Source organism: Methylococcus sp. EFPC2 (genome assembly GCF_016925495.1).
In the GTDB taxonomy this organism is placed as follows: domain Bacteria; phylum Pseudomonadota; class Gammaproteobacteria; order Methylococcales; family Methylococcaceae; genus EFPC2.
The window spans coordinates 2347131-2367723 of record NZ_CP070491.1; the positions used below are offsets into that span (position 1 = coordinate 2347131).

Here is a 20593-nt window from a genome sequence, read left to right on the forward strand (position 1 = left end):
GAAGGAAAAAGTGATTGCAGTCAAATTTTGTACCAAGATGCGCGCGCAAAGCTGCGAACAATTTCACAGCGCTGCGGGAAAGTCAGCGGCGGGTGTTGCTCACGCCGTGCGGGACATGACCGGTGGCGACATGGCGACTGGCGGATTCGCAGTGCCCTTGCTGGTCATCGAAAAAAATGTCGGCGCCGAAAGCCTTGAGGAAAGGCCCTTTCTCCATGCCGCCGAGAAACAGGCCTTCGTCGATGCGGATGTTCCAGGTCCTGAGGGTGCGCACCACCCTTTCGTGCGCGGGCGCTCCGCGGGCGGTAACCAGCGCGGTGCGTATGGGCGAGGCCTCAGCCTCGAAGCGGGTTTGTATGTAATGCAGCGCCGCGAGAAACTCCTTGAACGGCCCACCCGTCATCGGCGTGCGCGCCTCCGCCTTTTCGTTGGCGGTGAACGCCTGCAAGCCCTCGGCCTGGTAGATGCGCTCCGATTCGTCCGAAAACAGCACGGCGTCGCCGTCGAAAGCGATGCGCAACTGATCGGACGCATTCGCGCCCGTCGCGGAAGGAAAAATGGTCGCGGCGGCGTGGCCGGCGTCCAATGCGCGGACCACGTCTTCCGCATTGGACGACAGGAACAGGTGCGCGCCGAAGGCCTGTATGTAACCGAACGGCGACTGTCCGCCCGTGAAAGCGGCGCGGCTGATGTCGAGGCGGTGATGCTCGATGGAATTAAAAACCCTGAGGCCGGTATCGGCGCTGTTGCGCGAGAGGAGTATCACCTCTACCAGCGGCTCGGGCAGCCTGTCGTTGATCGACAACAGCTTGCGCACCAGCGGATAGGCCACGCCAGGGTCCAGCGGTTCGTCCTCGTGTGCCACCTGGAATTGGCAATAGGCCTCCTTGCCGTCCTGTTCGAATATCCGGTGCGAGGCATCCAGATCGAACAGCGCACGCGATGAAATGGCGACCACCAGTTTGCGCGCCTGCACCGCCATGCCCTGCCTCGCTAGCTTCGTGACCGGGTCAATCCGGCGATCAAACGGGCATTGCCCGGGCTGTCGTTGAGCGCCGGAATGTAGCGATAGCTGCTTCCGCCGGCCTCGAGGAAAACCTCGCGGTTGGCGATGGCGATTTCTTCCAGCGTCTCCAGACAGTCCACCGCAAACCCCGGGCAGACCACGTCGACCGAACGAACGCCCTCGCCCGGCAAGCTCTTCAAGACATCCACACAGTAAGGCTTGAGCCAGGCGGCGGGACCGAAGCGAGATTGGAAAACCAGTTGCCAAGCGCCCTCCCCCAGACCCAATCGCGCCGCGATCAGGGCGGCGGAACGTACGCATTGATCGTAATAGGGATCACCCAAGGCCCGCGAGCGCTCCGGCAGGCCGTGGAAGGACATGAGCAGCCGCTCCGCCCGGCCATGCTCCTGCCAGTAGGCGGCGATGCTATCGGCCACCGCCTCGATATAGGCCGGCTCGTCGTGGTAGTCGCTGAAGAACGACCAGGACGGTATATGCCGCCAGCGGGTGAAGGTCGCACTGACGGCATCGAAGATGGAGGCCGTGGTGGCCGCCGCGTACTGCGGATACAGCGGCAGCACGATGATATTGTTGACGCCGCGGGCCTTCAGCCCCTCCAGGCGCTCCCGGATGGCGGGACGACCGTAGCGCATGGCGAGTTCGACGGGGATGTCGTCGCCCAGCTCCGCATGCACGGCTTCGGCCAAGGCCTTGGTCAGGACCAGCAAGGGAGAACCCTGCTCGGTCCAGATCGAGGCATATGCGTGAGCCGCCTTGCGCGGCCGCAGCCGCAGGATGAAGCCGTGCAGGATCAACCACCAGATAGGCCTGGGGATCTCCACGACCCGCGGATCGCCCAAAAACTCGGCCAGATAACGCCGCACCGCGGCCGCCGTCGGTGCATCCGGTGTCCCCAGGTTGACCAGCAACAGGCCGGTTTTGGTATTTTTCGCGCTCACGTGCGAACGCCCTCAGGCCCGGTTGATGAGATTGAGGAATTCCGAACGGGTACTGATTTGCTTGCGGAACAAGCCCAGCATGGACGAGGTCTGCATCACCGAATTCTGCTTTTCCACGCCGCGCATCATCATGCAAAGGTGCTTGGCCTCGATCACCACGGCAACCCCGGCAGGCTGGATGGACTGCTGGATGGCGTCGGCGATCTGCTTGGTGAGCCGCTCCTGGATCTGCAAGCGGCGGGCGTACATGTCGACGATACGCGCCACCTTGGACAATCCGAGCACCTTGCCCGTCGGCAGGTAGGCGACATGGCACTTGCCGATAAACGGCAACAAATGATGCTCGCACAGCGAATACAGCTCGATGTCCTTGACGATCACCATGTCCTCGGTATCGGCCTCGAAGATGGCATTGTTGAGCACGTCGTCCAGTGTCTGCTGGTAGCCGCGGTTCAGGAAACGGAAAGCGGCTGCGGCGCGCTTGGGCGTGTCGACGAGCCCCTCGCGGGTCACGTCCTCGCCGATTTCCTGGATGATTTGGGTGAAGAGATTTTCCATGGAACTCATCGCTCGGTCGGTGGGCAAAAAGCGGGGAATGGTACACGCTTGCGGGTAGGCATCAATACGGCTCGGCATATTGTTTCAACAATGCGGCCTGCACACTCACTTCTTCGCCCCCGGCGGGCGTCAGGCGCTGATAACTTCCGTCGACCTTCAACAGCCAGGCCTGGCTGTTGTCGGCCAGGTAGCGCGCCAGGTCCGCGCGGATACGCTCACCGAGCTTGCGGTTTTCGATGGGGAAACAACTTTCTACCCGGCGAAACATGTTGCGCTTCATGAAATCCGCGCTGGCGGCGTAGATTTCCGGCTCGCCGCCGTTTTCGAAGTAATAGACGCGGCTGTGCTCCAGGAAACGCCCGATGATGGAGCGCACCTCGATGTTTTCGGACACACCCGCCACGCCGGGGCGCAGGCAGCACACCCCGCGCACGATGAGGACGATCTTCACGCCCGCCATCGACGCCCGATACAAGGCCTGGATCAACTGCGGCTCGTCGACGGAATTGATCTTGATGACGATGCGCGCCGAGCGGCCGTGGCGGGCGTGCTCGATCTCCCGGTTGATCTTCTTGATCAGCGAGCTGTGCAAGGTAAAAGGCGAATGCAGCAGCTTGTTGAGACGGCTGACCTTGCCCAGGCTGGTGAGCTGCACGAACACGCGGCGCACATCCTCGCCCAACTCCTTGTCGCAGGTGAACAGCCCGTAATCGGTGTAGATGCGGGAAGTACGCGAATGGTAATTGCCGGTGCCGAGATGGGTGTAATAACGCAGGTTACGCCCCTCGCGCCGCAGGACGAGCAGCATCTTGGCGTGGGTCTTGTAGCCGACGATGCCGTACACCACCTGGACACCGGCCTCCTGCAAGCGGTTGGCCAGGGAGATGTTGGCCTTTTCGTCGAAACGGGCCAGCAATTCCACCACCACCGTCACTTCCTTGCCGGCACGCGCCGCATGGACCAGGGCCTCCACCAGCGGCGAATCGGAACCGGTGCGGTAGAGAGTCTGCTTGATCGCGACGACCTGCGGATCGCGCGCCGCCTGCCAAACCAGCTCGATCACCGGAGCGAACGACTCGTAGGGGTGATGCAGGAGGATGTCCTGCTTGCGGATCAGTTCGAAGATATCGTCCTTATAGCTAGCCAAGGCGCGCGGCAGGCCGGCGATGAACGGTGGGTATTTGAGATCCGGCCGCTCTATCATGTCGTAGACCTCGCGCGCGCGGCTCAGGTTGACCGGTCCCTCGACCCGGTACAAGCGATCCTCCGCCAGCCCGAATTGTCCGAGCAAGAACTCGACGATGCCGTCGGGACAGTTGTCGGCCACTTCCAGCCTGACCTCGTCGCCGAAATTGCGCGCGGTCAACTCCCCTTCGACCGCGTGCAGCAGATCGTCGAATTCTTCGTCGTCCAGGAACAGATCGCTGTTGCGCGTGACCCGGAATTGGTAACACCCGCGCACCTTCACGCCGTAAAACAGCTCGTCGACGAAGGCATGGATGATGGAAGACAGGAACACAAAGTCGTGCGGCCCGCTCTCCGTCTCGCCGGGCGGCAGATGCACGATGCGCGGCAAGGCGCGCGGCGCCTGCAGGGTGGCCAATTCGATGTCGCGACCGAAGGCGTCCTTGCCGGACAGGGAAAGAATGAAATTGAGGCTCTTATTGAGGATGCGCGGGAAAGGGTGCGAGGGATCCAGCCCCATGGGGCTCAGGATGGGCAATAGCTCTTCCTCGAAATACCGGCGCAGCCAGGTCTGCTGCGACGCATTCCAGTCGGTGCGGCGGACGAAACAGATGTTTTGCGCCTCGAGCTGGGGCAGCAGAAGCTCATTGAGCACGCGGTATTGTTCGGCCACCAGCTCGTGCGTGCGCTGGCCGATGGCCGCCAAAGCCTCTTGAGGGCTCAAGCTGTCGGGCTCGGTCTTGCTCGATCCCAGTTCGGCCTTCTGGTTGAGTCCGGCCACGCGAACCTCGAAAAACTCGTCCAGGTTGGAGCACGAAATAGCCAGAAAATTGAGCCGCTCCAGCAAGGGCGTGCGCTCGTCCTTGGCCTGCTCCAAGACCCGCCAGTTGAAATCGAGCAGACTCAATTCGCGATTGATATACAACCGGGGATCGGCGAGATCGACGGCATCGGCCGTCTGGCCCTGGCTGGGCGCGGACAATTCGATGCCCTGTAAGCGCATCGCGCTATGCTGTTTTTCCAGATCGCCGACCACGTGCCGGGCGGAACGGACCATGCGCTCCGCCTTCTGGCGGGTGAAGCCGGGTATCTTCAGCAGGCGGTCCACGTCCGACTGCGCCAGTTCCTCCACCGAAAAAATTCCGTGCTCGGCCAACAGGGCACGGGTCGATTTGCTGATGCCTTTTACGTTACCGATGATCAAGGGAGTTCCTCATGAAGGCAGGTCCGGAGAGCGCCGGGATCGGACAGACCTCCGCCGCCTAGGCTAAAGAGTTTCGCCGGATTAGCCAAGCGGGCACCGGGCGAGTCGGGGCCCCGCTCAAGCGGCCAGCGTGATGCGCAGCGACAGGTCGATGGCGCGTACGTTTTTGGTCAAAGCCCCGACCGAGACATAGTCCACGCCCGTGTCGGCGATGGCCTTCACCGTGGCCAGATCGACATTGCCGGAGGCTTCCAGCGCTGCCCGACCGGCGGTGCGGATCACCGCTTCGCGCATCATGGTGAGGGTGAAGTTGTCCAGCAGCAGCCTCTTCGCCCCGGCCGCCAGGGCCTGTTCGAGTTCGTCCAGGCTTTCCACTTCGACCTCGATCGGCACTCCGGCATGCAGCGCGCGCGCTTCGTCCAGCGCACGCGCGATGGAACCGGCCGCCAGGATGTGGTTTTCCTTGATCAGGATGCCGTCGTCCAGTCTCATACGGTGATTGTGACATCCGCCGCAACGTACGGCGTATTTCTGCGCCTGTCGCAATCCCGGGACAGTCTTACGGGTATCGAGGACTTTCAGCGTCGTCCCGGCAACCGCCCGAGCGTATTCACGAGCCAGCGTAGCGGTGCCCGACAAAGTCTGCAAAAGATTCAGGGCGGTCCTTTCGCCGCTCAACAAGGCGCGCGCTGGCCCATCAAGCTGGCAGAGCGTGGTGCCGGCCTCGGCCTCCTCGCCTTCCCCCACCTGCCATTCGATCCGCACCGTGTCATCCAGGCGCGCAAACACGGCGTCGAACCACGCCCGTCCACACAGCACCATTTTTTCGCGCGTGATCAAGCGGGCACTCGCCCACGCGTTTTTCGGCACGATCTGTGCCGTTAAGTCGCCCGTACCCAGATCCTCCGCCAAAAAGCGGTCTATTTCTGCCTCGCTCACCAACACTGCAGGTTTGCCTCTTCGGATTCTCGACGAACGCTCACTGTAAACGCTGAAACGGAAAATACAAACGTTCGCGAATTTGGCTCTGAGACACAAAGTATGCCGGCATTGTGGCCGATGTCACAGTTTGAACACAGGATTCGGCCACACTGTGCCCCGTACCGATTTTGGAAATGTGCTTCCCGTTCCGGGAACGACTTCAAGGAGATAACGCGATGAACACACCATACGATGCTCGCCGCAACTCGCGTGGCGGCCGTTGGCTGCTGGTTGCTGCCGTCGGGCTGTGCGCCGGCAACACACTTTGGGCGGCCGATAAACCGATCGGCGCGAATTTGACCGTGGGCGCGGCAGGACTGTCGACCGAAGCGGCCGCTCAAACGCTCCAGGGTTATAACTATGTCCTGAAGTCGGGGAACGATGGCCTGGTCGAGTCGGTTGCCATAGCGGGCGAAAACGGCTCCGGAGCGGGGAATGCCGTGGCCGCCGGGCGGGCGGGCGAAAAAACGCCGGGCCCGCAAGCGGACGGCGCGACTGCCGGCAAAACGCTGATGAGCAAGAACATGCAGGGCAAGGAGGCCATAGCCGCCCTCGGCGCCAATTTGCCCGCGGTGGCGGCGGCTCACGGGATGACTCCCGAGCGCTTCAAGGAAGTGCTGGAACAGGATGCCACGGCGTGGATCGACGTGACCGGGCGCATGTATTACGTGGAAACTCCTCCCCCTCCGCAAGCACCCGAATTGGCGAGCGGAACCACCGACACCGCTTCGGCCGCAGCCACCGCCGCGCCTCTCGACCTGAACCAGACGTTCAAACTGCACAGCCGCCCCGGCTCCAATCGGGTCATCTACCTGGACTTCAACGGCCAAACCATAACCGGCACGGCATGGAACAACTATGCGGGGAAAGCGACGCTCGAGGCGCCGGCCTTTGACCTGACCGGCAACCCGGCGCTGTTCGACGATACCGAACGGGCGCGCATCCAATACATCTGGCAGCGGGTGGCCGAGGATTACGCGGCCTTCAACGTCGACGTGACCACCGAAGAGCCCCCTGCGGAGTCCCTGGATCGCAGCGGTTGGACCGATCCATCCTACGGAACCCGAGCACTCATCACCAAGAACGTTTTGAATTGCGCCTGCGGCGGCATCGCCTATGTAGGCGTGTTCGATTACCCCAGCACCAGTTACAAACCTGCCTGGATCTTTTACGACAATCTGGGAGCCGGCAACGAGAAATACGTGGCCGAAGCGATCACCCACGAAGTCGGACATAACCTCGGCTTAAACCATGATGGCACCACCAGTGTGGCGTATTACCAGGGCCACGGCTCCGGTGCGACGGGCTGGGCTCCCATCATGGGTGTCGGTTATTACAAGGAACTCGTGCAATGGAGCCAGGGCGAATATCCCAACGCCAACAACAAGCAGGACGATTTCAGCATCATCCAAACCCACGGAGCACTGGTTCGGCCCGACGACGTCGGCAATACCACGGCCACCGCCACGACGCTCTCGGGTACGGTCAGCGGCAGCACGGTCAGCATCGACCGCACCGGCAATATCGAACAGCGAGGGGATGTGGATTTATACGCTTTCGCCACGACCGGAGGACCGGTCGACCTGACGGTCTATCCCGCGGCCCGTGGGCCGAACCTGGATGTGTCGGCGGAACTCTACGACTCCGCCGGCACACTGGTCCTCGCAGCAAATCCGGCCGACTCGCTGAGCGCCTCGCTATCCACGACGCTGGGGGCGGGCACGTATTACCTCAAGATCGACGGTACCGGCAAAGCCGCCACCGCCACCCATCCCGGCTACACCGACTACGGCAGCTTGGGGCAGTACCGCCTCACGGGCGCCATTACCCAGGAAGCCACCGCCCCAGCCAGTCTGCAGCCGCCCGTTGTCGTCGCTTCGGGATCGCCTCTGACGGGATTCGCTCCGCTGCCGGTCAGCTTCTCCAGCAACGGAACCACCGATGACGGAACCGTCGTTTCCTACCGTTGGGATTTCGGCGATGGTACGGCGGCAAACGAACCCAACCCCTTACACACCTATAGCAATGTGGGCACCTACACGGCCAAGCTGACGGTCGTCGACGACGCGGGTCTGACGGCAAGCCAGGCCGTCACCGTTACGGTCGCGCCCGACCCTGCGTTGACCTCTCTGCGGGTCTCCCAGGTCTCGATCGGCCTGATCACCGTCAACAAGGTGACCGCGGCCAAGGCGAGCGTGACCGTGACGAACGGCAAGGGTCGGCTCATCCCCAATGCGACCATCACCGGCAAATGGAGCAGCCTGGTGAACACAAATGCCAGGGCAATAAGCAACTCGTCCGGCGTGGCGACCCTGCTCTCGCCGCCCACGAAAGCCGCCAAGGGAACGTTCACCTTCTCGGTAACCGGCATCAGCCTGCCCGGCTATACCTATGAGCCGGCCACGAATGCCGTCAGTGCGGTCAGCATCAGCCGATAAGCGTCCCATCCCCCACGCCCCGTCCGCAACGACGGGGCGTTTTATTGCCCGACGAGCTCAATATTTCAATACCACCTCGGCGGGAAACGCTCCGATCACGGCCTCCGTATCCGTATAGGTGTTGATGGGCTTGCCGTTGACGGTGACGCCCCTGAGCGGCGTCGAGCTCGGCGCAGCGACCACGATTTTTCCCGGCGGGAAACTCAGATCGCCGGTCAGACTCAAGTGCACTTCGCCGTTTGCTGCTGGGCGGAGCGCATAATTGAGCGTACCGTGCCACGTGGGCAGACCCTTGACCGATACGCCCTCGCCGCTGGCCAGCCACTCTGACGGCAATCCCGCCGCCAAAACCAGGGCTTGATCAGCCTCGCGCTCATAAGCGAACAGACTGCGAAATGCGCGGACATATTCGGCACCGATCCACGTATGGGGCATGTCGCCGATGAACTTGGGCGTTTTGGGGTCGCGCCAGACCACCTCGGCCCACTGGTTCCAAGCCGCGGGCCGCTGCCCCTGAAACAGGTAGTCAAGAAGGGCCAGCGCACGCTCGCGCTGCCCCAGATGGACCAAGGCCTCGGCCATGCGGACTTCATAAGGCGTATAGGCCGACCACTCGACCTCGCCGTCGCGGCGCTTTTGGAAATAGTCCCACCACTCGTCCAAGGTGTTTGCCAGTGCCGGCTGAGGAAGACGGGACAATTCCCCCCCCGGAGTGACGAACATGGCCACGGCGTTCGAATCGAAATCCGCCAGTTCGGCCGAGGCCGGAATATAAGCGATCGCGCGCGCGTTCATGACATTCCGGATGGACGCGTACAAGTCACGGGCGAACTCGTCGCGCAACTCGGCATAGCGCCGCCGATGCTCTTCATCCATCACCCGTTCGGCGAGTTGTGCGGCATCCTTGAGTCCGCGCAGGGTCCAGAAATCGTCCCAGTAGGCGTGTACCGGTCGGGCGGCATAACCTTCATGACTGATGGACTCGGGCATCAAACCGTAAAAGATCCGCTTTTCTTCACGGGTCCGGTACGCGTCGGTCAGGCGCCGTTTCCGCAGGGATTCGATGTAGGACACGGCCTTGGCGATATGCGGCCACATCTCCCTGACGAAGCCGATGTCGTGCGTATAGCGGAAATATTCGGCGATCATGTAGATGAACTCGCCATGGCTGTCGTTTTCCGGCACGCCGTCGGGCCCTCGCCGGTCGACGCAGCAGGGTATCTTGCCGTTGGCAAACTGCTGGCCGGCGTACCAGGTGATGAAACTTCGCGCTTCTTTGGCGTAGCCCATGCCGAGCAAAGCGGAAGAAATGACTGCGCCGTCGCGTATCCAGGCACGGGCATAAGTACGGGATCCCGGCTGTAAGACTGGACCATCGCGATTGATCAGGATCCAGGCCAGATTGCTCTTGAGCGTATCGACAAACTTTCGGGCCATCAGCGGAACCCCGAACTCCACCTGAGCAAGGCGGGAGGCCCAGGCGTCTCGAGCCCGCTGGAGGTGAAAGCGCGCGGCTCTATCACCCTCTTCTCCGACCCATTTTGATTCCGGTGTATCCTTCGCCCCACGAAACGGGACGGCCAGAAAAACTTCACGCGACGCACCCGGCGCCAGATCAAAGTCATATTCCAGTGCGCCGGACGCATAGCCGAAAGCGTCGACGACCTCGGATTCTCCCGGCACCTTGCCCTCCAGCAAATCATCGGTGACGGAGCCTTGTTCGAAGCTGAGCGCTCCGAAATGCAGAGGCTGGGGCCAAGGAACAACCAGGCGTTCGTCGTTGACCCAGATCGCGCGTCCATCCTGCTTCAGTCGGCCGATGCGCGTCGTACCCCCGACCATGTTGAGGGACTGCCACAAGGGATTGACCTGGAAAGGCCGCAAGGCGAGAAACAACCGTGGCTGTACGCGTTCTGTCCGCCCGTTTTCGATGCGGTAGCGGGCATAGAGCACGCCGTCGTCGGCAAACGCGGTGGTTGTTAGCGCAAGCCCATCGTATTTCCACTTCACCGACGGTATCGGCAGATAGCCCTCGTCGAGTTCCTGCTCCGGATCGACGTCGTTCCAGGTGATCAACTTGCCGCCAGCGTAAAGAAAAGGCTCGATGGAAAACGCGCCTTTGTCGACCTCCAGTGCGCCATCCGCCCCGAGCAGCGCTTCCTGGCGCGCGCCGTCGTCTTCGCCGACGACCGTAAAATAGGCCTGCTCCGCGAAGAAATAACGCGGATAGAGGCCGCGCGGCGCATCACTCGCGACGGACTGGAAGAATAGGTTGGGCGTGGCGGAGAACTCGAACGGCTGCACGCTTAGGGTATGGATACCATAACCTTGGCCGCGACTGCTTTTGCTCAACGCCAAACGTAAAAAGCGTGACTCCGTGTCGGGCAAATAGATGTAATCGCGCCCCCCATTCCCGGCTGTGACGGAATGCACCGGCAACCAGTGCACTCCGTCCGCGGAAATTTGCACCTGGTAAGCCCATGCGAAGTCCTCCCGGCTCCAATCGATTATCAGCCCGCCGTACTCGCGACTCTTCCGGAAATGCAGCATCAACCACTGCCGCTCGGATCGCCCGTCGCTTTTCCAAAAGGTCTCCGGCTTACCGTCGATCACCGCGTCCGGGGTGTAAGCGCCTCTCGTGGTCGAAGCGGTCACCGTCGGCAAAAAGGGGCCGGTCGTCTCGGGGTCGCGTTTCTCGAGTCGGAGATCGTCCAGCCACAGGCTGCCCTTCCCTTCTTCCGAAGACGTCAAGACAAACTCGACGGACTCCACTCGTTTGAGCGGTGCTCCTCCGGACGGCCCCCAGGCGAAATCCAGCATCCGCTTCTTCACCCTATACTCACGCCAATCCGGGGAAAATGTCTGGTCGTAGCGTCGATTCCACCAGACATCCTGTCCTCCCGCACCCGACAATTTAAACTCCAGATCGCTCGCCGGAGCTTCTGCCCGAATCTGATAGGTAAACGCATAATTTTCGGGCAGCTTGATACCCAATCGCTTGTGAAAAACAATCTGCCCTCCCCCTTCCGGGAAGGCAAAGTCGAGCCGTATTGCCTTACCCGTTCGGCCGGCGTCAAGAGTCAGTTTCAAATCGGCTTTCGGGGAACGGGTGGCCAACCATCCGGAAATTGATTCGAAATCGTCCAGAACGACGGTATCCGCGCCTTGCGCGGCATTCGCCCCCGCCGTAAGCAGTAAGTATGTCAGGGGAAGTTTTCCTATTTTTCTAATCATGAGCCTCACCCTATCATCACAAAATCCTGCAAGCACAAGCCGCGACAATATATATAGAGAAAATCCCTATTTTTCCGGTTTTGTTACTCGAATTGGTTCATGTTGAGGAGGCCTCCGCATACTTCCCCACTAACGGGAAATGACTTACTGCACAAATGACCCAGATTTCGGATAAACTTAGCCCGCCCCCAAAAGGGCGGCGATGCCATGGAAACCGCGGGCAGGGGACATGGCATCTGCCAGGACTTTCCCCATGCCCCAGAAACACAGGAGCTATCGACCGGTATGATTCGACTCTTATTGATCGATCACCACCCCGTCGTGCGCGACGGCCTAACATGCTCGGCCAAACAGTCCTCGGATTTCGTAGTAGTTGGCGAAGCCGACAACGGCTATACCGGCTACCAGTCCTACCTGGACTGTAATGCGGACGTCGTGATCATGGAAATGTCCCTGCCGGATATCGGTGGACTGGAAGTCGCGCGCAAAATACTGCAGCGCTCGCCGGATGCAAGAATCTTGATATTCTCCGCTCATGAGAACGAAATGCTGATCCAGCGCGCGCGGGACATAGGTGTGCGCGGATTCGTTGGCAAAAGAAGAAAGGTTGCGGAGATTCTGGCCGCCGCCCGCATAGTGGCCGATGGGGGCTCTTATTTCATCGACTCGCCGCCCGTCCAGTCGGGCAAGCTGGGTTGGGGCCTGCAATTACTGACTCCGCGCGAGTTCGAAGTGTTCCGGCATCTGGCCGAGGGTCGAACGGTCATAGCGATCGCCAAGCTGCTCAACTCCAGCCCCAAGACCGTGGGCGTACACCAGACGCGCATCCTGAAAAAACTCGGCGTCACCAATTCGGCACAACTCGCTCACTTGGCGCTGGGCGGCGATGTGATCGGGCTGCAGGCGACTTTGGACAACCTGCAGGAAGGAGAATCGGAAGCCCCCCAGCAGTCTTCGGCAAGCTGAGGTCGGCGGAGACATCGCTGGCCGGTCAGGCAGAAGGCGGCCACCTCCCCATTTCCGTTACATCAGCGACGCCCCACCGCACCAAAAAAAACGCCTGGCTATCACCAGGCGTTTTTGCGTGCAACCGATTACAAGGCTTTGCGGATCATCCGTTGATCAAATAGTGTGCAAAGATTGCGGCGGCGTAGCCGGCGATCACGGCCGGCGTCCACTTCAGATGACTGAAGAAGGTGTACATGCCGCGCGAGGTCCCCATCAGCGCCACGCCTGCAGCCGATCCGACCGACAACATGGAACCGCCGACACCCGCGGTCAGCGTCACCAACATCCATTGATAAATGTCCATATCGGGATTCATCTGCAATACGGCGAACATCACCGGAATGTTGTCGACGATGGCCGACAATACGCCGATTAGGATATTGGCCGTCGTAGCGCCCAGACCATCGTACATGGCGGCGGAGGCCAATTGCAGATAGCCGATGTAACCCAGGCCGCCGACCGCGAACACCACACCGAAGAAGAACAGCAAGGTATCCCACTCGGAATCCTTCACGTGCTGGAACACATCGAACTTTCCGAAGTTGCCGTAATTGAAGACCAGCTTCAACCGGTAGCCGTAGAACATCAGATAGGTCAGACCGACCATCATGCCTAGGAAAGGCGGGAGGTGGAGGAACTGTTTGAAGCTGACGGCGGTCACTATGGTCAAGAGGAACAGGCCGCAGATCACCAAAGCGCCCGGCTTGAGATCGACCTTCTCGTCCTCGTCACTGAAGCTCGGCGCTTCGTCGGGTATGGCGAAATGCATGAAGGCTGCAGGAACCGCGAAATTCACCACCGAAGGGAGAAACAACTCGAAGAAATCGAAGAACTCGGCTTTTCCGGCCTGCCAAACCATCAGCGTCGTGATGTCGCCGAACGGGCTGAAAGCGCCGCCGGCGTTGGCCGCGATCACCAAATTGATGAAGCCCAGGGCAACGAATTTCGGGCTGTTGGCACCCACGGCCATGACGACGGCGCCAACCAGCAATGCCGAAGTCAGGTTGTCGGCTACCGCGGAAAGGAAAAAGGTGATTACGCCGGTGATCCAGAACAGCTTGCGGTAACCGAATCGGCGATTGACCAACCAAGCCCTCAGAGCCTCGAAGACATTGCGCTCGGCCATGGCGTTGATATAGGTCATCGCCACGAGCAGGAAGAGCATCAACTCGGCAAACTCTGCCAGGTTACGCTCAAAAGCCGTGTGCACCGCTTCCGCCGGCACGCCATTGGAACTGGCCAGATAGGCGACCTCGGCCCATATGATGCCGGCAGCCAGAATGACCGGCTTGGACTTACGCAGGTGCGTAAACTCCTCGGTCATGACGAAGGCGTAGGAAATGATGAAGATCAGAACGCAGTAAAGCCCCCGGTGCGTGTTCGTCAGGCCCAATACGTCAAATTCTTCGGCCAACGCCACACCTGGCACGACCAGAAGCAGCGAGATAAATGCAAGTGCGCGTAACAAAGCCAAACCCTCTTGTTAGTAATTGAAAAACGATCGCCCGCGCCCCGAAACGCTCCTGCGCCCCGGCAAACGAGCCCCCCTGATTTTCAGCGAAACGGCGCAAACTCTGTTCAGGTCGCGCGGCGAATCCACGCAAGCGCCCCAAGCCTTCGAATTGATTTCCTATGGCCGCCCTTTATAAAGTAAAATCATAGCCATAGCAATTTCTACGACAGTATCGCAATAAGCCCCCGAGCCCCTTCCTCCCGGACTCAGGAGCTATTCGCAGAACGTCAGGCTTCCGCCCTCCAACATTTAGATTCCGCCATGTATCGATACGACGAATACGATCAAACTCTGGTCGACGAACGGGTCGCCCAGTTCCGCGATCAGACCCGCCGCTTTCTGGAAGGACAACTGAGCGAAGATCAGTTCAGGCCGCTACGGCTGATGAACGGACTCTACATACAACGCCACGCGCCGATGTTGCGAGTCGCGGTGCCTTATGGCCTGTTGTCGTCACGCCAGTTGCGCATGTTGGCGCACCTGGCCCGCAAATACGACAAGAACTACGGCCACTTCACCACCCGCCAGAACATCCAGTACAACTGGCCCAGGCTGGAGGACGTGCCGGACATGCTGGCCGAGCTTGCCTCCGTACAAATGCATGCCATCCAGACCAGCGGAAACTGCATCCGCAACGTCACCAGCGACCATCTTGCCGGCGTATGCGTCGATGAACTCGAGGATCCGCGTCCCTGGTGCGAGATCATCCGCCAGTGGTCCACCCTGCATCCCGAGTTCGCCTTCCTGCCGCGCAAGTTCAAGATCGCGGTCAGCGGCGCCGCCAAGGATCGCGCCGCGACGCAGCTTCACGACGTCGGCCTGCACTTGGTCAGGAACGCAAGCGGCGAGATCGGTTTTGAGGTACTGGTCGGCGGCGGCCTGGGCCGCACCCCCATCATCGGCAAGACCATACGTCCTTACCTCGAAAAACAGCACCTGCTGTCCTATCTCGAAGCCATCTTGCGCGTCTACAACCGCTACGGCCGGCGCGACAACAAATACAAGGCACGCATCAAAATCCTGCTGAAAGAAGAAGGAATCGAGAAGTTCACCGCGCTGGTCGAGGAAGAGTGGGCTCATATCCGCGACAGCCTACTGCTCGACGCCCGCGAGATTGAACGGGTCAAGCAGTACTTTCTGCCACCGGCTTACGAAACGATATCCTCGCCGGATTCCGCCTTTGTCACGCATCAGGAACGCGATCCCGGCTTCGCCGCGTGGGTGCGGCGCAACACCGCGGAACATAAAACTCCTGGCTACCGAGCCGTCTTCATTTCGCTCAAGGCCCCGGGTGTCGCGCCCGGAGACATCACAGATACCCAAATGGATGCCGTCGCCGATTTGTGCGACCGCTACAGCGGCGGAGAACTGCGCGTAACACACACGCAGAACCTGGTGTTCGCCGACGTGAAGGAGTCCGATCTCTATACCTTATGGCAGACGCTCGACGAACTCGGCTTAGCAACCGCGAACATCGGTACCGCCACCGACATCATCTGCTGCCCGGGGCTGGATTTCTGCTCACTGGCGAATGCCAGTTCCATTTCGGTCGCCCAGGATATTTATTCAAGGCTGGAAAATATTGACTACCTCTACGACCTGGGCGACTTGCGCATCAACATTTCCGGCTGCATGAACGGATGTGGCCATCATACCGTCGGCCACATCGGCATCCTCGGCGTCGATAAGAAAGGCGAGGAGTGGTACCAGATCACCCTGGGTGGCTCCTCTTCCAATGATGCGTCGCTCGGTGAACGCCTCGGCCCTTCGCTGGCCAAGAACGAGGTCGGAAAAGTCGTCGAGACCATACTCAAAATCTACGCCGACCTGCGCCGGGAAGAAGAAGGTTTCCTGGACACTGTCCGCCGCATCGGCGTCGAACCTTTTCAGGAGAAAGTCTATGCAGATCATTAAGGACGGACTCATCGTCGAGGACGACTGGCGGCATCTGGCCGATGACGAGACCGTGCCGGCGGCAGGCCGTTATACGGTGTCTAGTCAGCGCTGGCTGGCCGAACATCCGTCTTTGGCATCGGGCCCCGACGAGTTGGGCCTGCGATTGCGGGGTGAAGACAAGCTCGAAGACTTGGCCGACGATCTCGGCTACTTCGCCCTCATCGTCATCGAGTTTCCCACCATGGCGGATGGCCGCGGCTTTACGCTGGCTCGCCTGCTGCGCGAGCGTTATGGCTATCGCGGAGAAATCCGGGCGCGCGGAGAGTATATCCGTGACCAGATTTTTTTCATGAGCCGGGTAGGAATCAACGCTTTCCAATTCGGGGAAGAGCAATCGCTCGAATCTCTTTTACCGGCGCTATCCGAATTCACCGTCCGCTATCAGGCGGCGGTAGACCAGCCACTCCCCCTATACCGTCGACGCGGTTAAACCAGAGCCGCAAAAAAAGGGCGTTGCAAGAACGCCCTTTGGTGACTGGAATACCGGCTCCTAATCTTTTCGGCCGTCAATGTTGGCCGTGCCGGCCATGTTCATAGTGGGTGCGATGGCCATGATGCCCTTCGGTAGGCTGATGAACCTGCAAATCGACACGGCGATTTTCTGCACTCGGCCGATTGTCCGGGCCCGGAGCTTCGCCGACAGCCACATCATGCACGATGGCACTGGCCGGCAATCCTTGCTTGACTAGCAAAGCCCTCACTGCATCGGCTCGACGTTCGGCCAGATGCTTATTGGCATGAGCCTTTCCGACCGTATCCGTGTAGGCGATCACATCCACCGTCAAATTGGGATAGTCCTTGGCCAGGTGCAATACCGAGTCGATATGTTCCTGCCTCAAGGACTTGGGTACAGCACTACCAGTATCGAAATAGGCGACCGGCAACAAATTCTCTTTGTGCAGCCCCCCCAACTCGTCCAAACGGTGACAGATCTCCTTGTGACGATCACAGTTGTCATGCCAGCGGATCAATGCCTCCTCGGCCAGCTTTCGGTGCTCCGCCGCTTTGCCGGCTGCATCCAGCGCGCATTTTTCCAATTCGATGTTCCAATAATGATCGTCCTGCCAGTACTGCTTGATCTTGCGGGCATGGGCGAGATTTTCTTCGGCTAGCGACTCGTGAGCAATAAACTGACCGAAATCCCCTTGAGTAGCCTCGTCGATCTTAGCATCCAACGCCGCCAGGTTACGGGACGGCGCCGCGCAGGCGCTCAGCAACACGCCGAGCCCGATGGCCGTTAACACATGTAGTTTGTTCATGACTGCTCCTTGAATATCGTAACGGTGGTTAGGGCAGGCCTGACCGGCCAAACTCATTTGGCCCGCAAGTCTTCGCCTTCATCCAGCGAACCGAAGCTTGTCCAGTACAAGGGGTAGTGCAGACCGAAGTACCGGGTATCCTCGCTATAGCGCTCCCACACATAGCCGGGCGTCACGAAATCATCGGTCGGTATGGGCGCCGTAATGAACTCGGCAGCGCCGACCAAGGTTCGACTCACCGTATGAAATACCCCGCGCACTACGCCGACGGTAAGGCCGGCAAAGATGTTGCTGTCGCTGGTGATGTTGCCAATATTCTTGGGCAGTTCGACGACGCCGGTCGCGACGTTGGCAAGACCATGGGATGCCTTGCTGACGAATCGCGACCCCCAACTTTGGTCCTGTTGATCGTGTCGGGCATACGAAGGCGCCGAAAAAGCTGTCAGCAAAGCTAGGCTGCCGGCCGTAAGCAAAGTGCGAAAATGATTCATGATCCCCTCCTTAAATCATTATTTGGGAATGACGAAACTGGCCTTGACCAGTTTCTCGAATCAAGTGTAGGAGAGTTCCCGGGATTCTGCGAAAAACCCTGACCACCATCTCAATCGGGCCGACGAACGGTATAATTCCACTCGCTCGCACAAGACCATGCGCATCACCCACGTAATTCCATGTCCTCACGCCCTTCGCTGGTGCTCGCCTCCAGCTCTCGTTACCGCCGCGGAATCTTGGCCAAACTGGGTCTACCCTTCGAGTGGGCCGCCCCGGCCGTCGACGAATCCCCGCAGGCGAACGAACTCTTCCCCGCACTAGCCTTGCGCTTGGCGAGCGAGAAGTCCCATGCCCTCGCATCTCGCTACCCACATCACTTAATCATCGGGTCCGATCAAGTCGCGACACTCGACAACAAGCAACTGGAAAAGCCGTTGACTCGGGAGCGCGCAATCGAGCAACTTCGGGCAGCATCCGGAAAATCGGTGAAATTTTTCACCAGCCTTTGCGTTTTAGACTCCAGTAGCGGAGAAAGCCGGCTGGACCTAGATGAAACCATCGTCCGGTTTCGCCCATTGTCTGAGCGCATGATTGCCGCTTATGTGGAGCGGGAGCAGCCTTACGACTGCGCTGGCGCCTTCAAGTCTGAAGGACTGGGGGTGGTCTTGTTCGAAAAACTGGAAATGGAAGATCCCAACGCCCTTGTCGGCCTCCCCCTCATCAGACTAATCCGACTGCTGGAAAGCTTTGGCGTCAACGTCCTCAACGCCGGTAATAGTTAAGGACCCTATCCACATAATCCTGAGTTTCGGCAATGGGAGGAATTTGATTGCCGAATCTTCTCACGGTATTTTCGCCGGAGTTGTATGCGGCGACCGCAAGACGCACGTCGGAACGAAACATCCCCAGCAACGCACTGAGATATCGTGCGCCACCGTCGATGTTTTCCACCGGATCGAAACGATCACGTACGCCGAAGCGCTCGGCGGTTCCCGGCATCAACTGCATCAAACCGGCCGCGCCCTTGTTGGAAACCGCTCCCGGATTGTATGCGGATTCCGCTTGAATCACTGCATGCAGCAAAGCCGGGTCGAGGCGGTAACGGTCCGCGGCGGCCTCTACCAAAGGGGTGTACTGCTGTCGATTTTTTTCGAAGATACGGCTCGAGTATCGAGAGTGCGCCGATGCCAAGGCACCCGAAGGCGCACTCCGGGAAAACGCAACCGGAGTATGGATGATCAATCGGAAGCCGGAGTGGCGCGGCTTGTCCGTGTAGTAAACGTGCCCGGCACCGTCAACGTACTTGTACACATCGGCATACGAAATCCCGCTGCCCAGCACCAGCAAAGCCATCACCAGCCATTTCGAGTCTAATCCATACATCGTCTACCTCGTCGGGGCGAATACGCGCAGCACTGGGAGGCTAGTCTTGCACGTAAGCGCCACATTGCAAGTGCACAACCTTATGCCCGAACCGGCTTAACGCAATCAGCGGCAGCCCGCGCTCGGAAACGGGCCTGCTCGACATCGTCACCCGAAGCCAATGCAACCCCCATGCGGCGACGAGGGAACGACTCCGGCTTGCCAAATAAGCGTATCTCCGTACCCGGAATAGCAAGAGCCCGCTCTACCCCCTCGAATGCCACGTTCCTTCCTTCTATCTGTCCATAAATAACCGCACTGGCACCGGGATTCCGCAAAGTTGTGGTGACGGGCAAGCCCAAGACGGCACGTGCATGGAGTTCGAACTCGCTTTGGGCCTGAGTGACCATGGTGACCATTCCGGTATCATGCGGTCTGGGACTGACTTCGCTGAACCACACCCGATCGCCCTTCACAAACAACTCCACCCCGAACAAACCTCGTCCACCCAATCGCTCGCACACGGAATCGGCAATCCGTTGCGCTTCAGCGAGCGCCTCAGCGGACATCGGTTGAGGCTGCCAGCTTTCGACATAGTCGCCATTTTCCTGCCGATGCCCGACCGGATCGCAAAAATAAGTGCGCAATTCTCCGTGCACATCGAGCGCTCTAACGGTCAGCAAAGTAATCTCGAAATCAAAATCCACTTTCCCTTCAACAATCACGCGCCCCCCCTTAACGCGTCCCCCTTCCTGGGCATACGTCCAGGCCCTGCCGATGTCCCCCACCGAACGCAACAACGACTGCCCTTTCCCGGAAGACGACATCACAGGCTTGACGAAACACGGAAAACCGATAGTCTCAATGGCCGCAAGAAAAGACTCATGGGTATCGGCGAACGCATACCGCGATGTCGGCAAACCAAGCTCCTCAGCCGCCAGACGTCGGATGCCCTCCCGATTCATGGTAAGCTGGACCGCACTCGCCGTGGGTATGATTTCGGCTAAACCCTCATGTTCAATGGATAGCAGAGCATCCGTAGCGATCGCCTCTATTTCCGGAACGACGAAGTGCGGCCGCTCCGACTCGATAAGCCGCCTAAGCGCATGAGGGTCAGTCATGTCGAGCACATGAGTGCGATGCGCAACCTGATGTGCGGGCGCCAGCGTGTAGCGGTCGGCCGCGACCACCTCCACGCCATAGCGCTGCAATGAAATAACCACCTCCTTGCCAAGTTCGCCACTACCCAGTAATAAAACGCGGGTAGCCGCCAAGGAGGAATAAGGAGCAAAATTGATGGGTAATCGGACCATGCGGCTTTCCTCATCTTAAATGATAATTCACATTACGCTGAGACTTGCCAAGATAGTCAAGCACGGAAACCTAAAAGGCCAACAAGCTTATTGCCCTACCGTTTAAAGGCAACAGTTTTCACTCG

At 59.6% G+C, this 20593-nt stretch carries 16 protein-coding genes; 5 read left to right on the forward strand and 11 right to left on the reverse strand.

What is annotated here, in order from left to right; translation table 11 throughout:
- Positions 1 to 82: 82 nt before the first annotated feature.
- The 5 genes from JWZ97_RS09925 to nadC form a co-directional block, all read right to left on the reverse strand.
- Positions 83 to 982 (reverse strand): 5'-nucleotidase, encoded by a 900-nt coding sequence (locus JWZ97_RS09925; protein WP_205428437.1) that lies wholly within the window; start codon positions 980 to 982, stop codon positions 83 to 85.
- Positions 983 to 993: 11 nt separating this feature from the next.
- Positions 994 to 1965, reverse strand: coding sequence for a ferrochelatase (hemH, locus tag JWZ97_RS09930; protein WP_205428438.1), 972 nt, complete (start codon positions 1963 to 1965; stop codon positions 994 to 996).
- Between the two features lie 12 nt (positions 1966 to 1977).
- Positions 1978 to 2532 (reverse strand): GTP cyclohydrolase I FolE, encoded by a 555-nt coding sequence (gene folE / locus JWZ97_RS09935; RefSeq protein ID WP_371822482.1) that lies wholly within the window; start codon positions 2530 to 2532, stop codon positions 1978 to 1980.
- Positions 2533 to 2584: 52 nt separating this feature from the next.
- The gene (ppk1, locus tag JWZ97_RS09940) at positions 2585 to 4912 is read right to left on the reverse strand and encodes a polyphosphate kinase 1 (RefSeq protein WP_205428441.1); all 2328 of its coding nucleotides are present in this window, start codon (positions 4910 to 4912) and stop codon (positions 2585 to 2587) included.
- Positions 4913 to 5029: 117 nt separating this feature from the next.
- A complete protein-coding gene (gene nadC / locus JWZ97_RS09945) occupies positions 5030 to 5851 on the reverse strand; it encodes a carboxylating nicotinate-nucleotide diphosphorylase (RefSeq protein ID WP_240342305.1) in 822 nt (273 codons plus the stop codon).
- 218 nt (positions 5852 to 6069) lie between these two features.
- Between nadC and JWZ97_RS09950 the strand changes: the two genes are divergently transcribed.
- On the forward strand, positions 6070 to 8331 hold the full coding sequence (locus JWZ97_RS09950; protein ID WP_205428446.1) for a PKD domain-containing protein: 2262 nt from the start codon (positions 6070 to 6072) through the stop codon (positions 8329 to 8331).
- Between the two features lie 57 nt (positions 8332 to 8388).
- Here JWZ97_RS09950 and JWZ97_RS09955 read toward each other — a convergent pair whose 3' ends face one another.
- Positions 8389 to 11565 (reverse strand): discoidin domain-containing protein, encoded by a 3177-nt coding sequence (locus tag JWZ97_RS09955; RefSeq protein ID WP_205428448.1) that lies wholly within the window; start codon positions 11563 to 11565, stop codon positions 8389 to 8391.
- A 285-nt stretch (positions 11566 to 11850) separates the two neighbouring features.
- Between JWZ97_RS09955 and JWZ97_RS09960 the strand changes: the two genes are divergently transcribed.
- Positions 11851 to 12531: a response regulator transcription factor gene (locus JWZ97_RS09960; RefSeq protein ID WP_205428449.1), complete on the forward strand. Its 681-nt coding sequence runs from the start codon at positions 11851 to 11853 to the stop codon at positions 12529 to 12531.
- 145 nt (positions 12532 to 12676) lie between these two features.
- Here the strand turns inward: JWZ97_RS09960 and nhaD are convergent, their stop codons facing one another.
- Positions 12677 to 13993, reverse strand: coding sequence for a sodium:proton antiporter NhaD (nhaD, locus tag JWZ97_RS09965; protein ID WP_371822618.1), 1317 nt, complete (start codon positions 13991 to 13993; stop codon positions 12677 to 12679).
- Between the two features lie 354 nt (positions 13994 to 14347).
- Between nhaD and JWZ97_RS09970 the strand changes: the two genes are divergently transcribed.
- Positions 14348 to 16000 carry a nitrite/sulfite reductase gene (locus JWZ97_RS09970; protein ID WP_205428458.1) on the forward strand — a complete coding sequence of 551 codons (1653 nt, stop codon included), beginning with the start codon at positions 14348 to 14350 and terminating at the stop codon, positions 15998 to 16000.
- Positions 15987 to 16472 carry a DUF934 domain-containing protein gene (locus JWZ97_RS09975; protein ID WP_205428461.1) on the forward strand — a complete coding sequence of 162 codons (486 nt, stop codon included), beginning with the start codon at positions 15987 to 15989 and terminating at the stop codon, positions 16470 to 16472. The genes JWZ97_RS09970 and JWZ97_RS09975 overlap by 14 nt, the downstream gene beginning before the upstream one ends.
- 76 nt (positions 16473 to 16548) lie before the next feature.
- On the opposite strand, the gene JWZ97_RS09980 is transcribed toward JWZ97_RS09975, so the two are convergent.
- Together JWZ97_RS09980 and JWZ97_RS09985 are read right to left on the reverse strand one after the other, a co-directional pair.
- Positions 16549 to 17301 (reverse strand): OmpA family protein, encoded by a 753-nt coding sequence (locus JWZ97_RS09980; RefSeq protein ID WP_205428463.1) that lies wholly within the window; start codon positions 17299 to 17301, stop codon positions 16549 to 16551.
- Between the two features lie 53 nt (positions 17302 to 17354).
- Entirely contained in the window at positions 17355 to 17792 is a 438-nt protein-coding gene (locus tag JWZ97_RS09985) for an exosortase system-associated protein, TIGR04073 family (RefSeq protein ID WP_205428465.1), read from the reverse strand.
- A gap of 237 nt (positions 17793 to 18029) precedes the next feature.
- On the opposite strand from JWZ97_RS09985, the gene JWZ97_RS09990 reads away from it, so the two are divergent.
- Positions 18030 to 18575 (forward strand): nucleoside triphosphate pyrophosphatase, encoded by a 546-nt coding sequence (locus JWZ97_RS09990; RefSeq protein ID WP_240342306.1) that lies wholly within the window; start codon positions 18030 to 18032, stop codon positions 18573 to 18575.
- On the opposite strand, the gene JWZ97_RS09995 is transcribed toward JWZ97_RS09990, so the two are convergent.
- Entirely contained in the window at positions 18556 to 19146 is a 591-nt protein-coding gene (locus JWZ97_RS09995; protein WP_205428469.1) for a lytic transglycosylase domain-containing protein, read from the reverse strand. The two genes, JWZ97_RS09990 and JWZ97_RS09995, sit on opposite strands and share 20 nt — an antisense overlap.
- A gap of 110 nt (positions 19147 to 19256) precedes the next feature.
- Positions 19257 to 20468 (reverse strand): formate-dependent phosphoribosylglycinamide formyltransferase, encoded by a 1212-nt coding sequence (gene purT, locus JWZ97_RS10000; protein WP_205428471.1) that lies wholly within the window; start codon positions 20466 to 20468, stop codon positions 19257 to 19259.
- Between the last annotated feature and the right edge of the window lie 125 nt (positions 20469 to 20593).

Coding starts and splice junctions, on each gene's coding strand:
- folE (WP_371822482.1), bottom strand. CDS start 2,532: ATGAGTTCCATGGAAAATCTCTTCACCCAAATCATCCAGGAAATCGGC.
- JWZ97_RS09975 (WP_205428461.1), top strand. CDS start 15,987: ATGCAGATCATTAAGGACGGACTCATCGTCGAGGACGACTGGCGGCAT.
- JWZ97_RS09925 (WP_205428437.1), bottom strand. CDS start 982: ATGGCGGTGCAGGCGCGCAAACTGGTGGTCGCCATTTCATCGCGTGCG.
- JWZ97_RS09970 (WP_205428458.1), top strand. CDS start 14,348: ATGTATCGATACGACGAATACGATCAAACTCTGGTCGACGAACGGGTC.
- JWZ97_RS09985 (WP_205428465.1), bottom strand. CDS start 17,792: ATGAATCATTTTCGCACTTTGCTTACGGCCGGCAGCCTAGCTTTGCTG.
- JWZ97_RS09995 (WP_205428469.1), bottom strand. CDS start 19,146: ATGGCTTTGCTGGTGCTGGGCAGCGGGATTTCGTATGCCGATGTGTAC.
- JWZ97_RS09950 (WP_205428446.1), top strand. CDS start 6,070: ATGAACACACCATACGATGCTCGCCGCAACTCGCGTGGCGGCCGTTGG.
- JWZ97_RS09980 (WP_205428463.1), bottom strand. CDS start 17,301: ATGAACAAACTACATGTGTTAACGGCCATCGGGCTCGGCGTGTTGCTG.
- purT (WP_205428471.1), bottom strand. CDS start 20,468: ATGGTCCGATTACCCATCAATTTTGCTCCTTATTCCTCCTTGGCGGCT.
- JWZ97_RS09960 (WP_205428449.1), top strand. CDS start 11,851: ATGATTCGACTCTTATTGATCGATCACCACCCCGTCGTGCGCGACGGC.
- JWZ97_RS09955 (WP_205428448.1), bottom strand. CDS start 11,565: ATGATTAGAAAAATAGGAAAACTTCCCCTGACATACTTACTGCTTACG.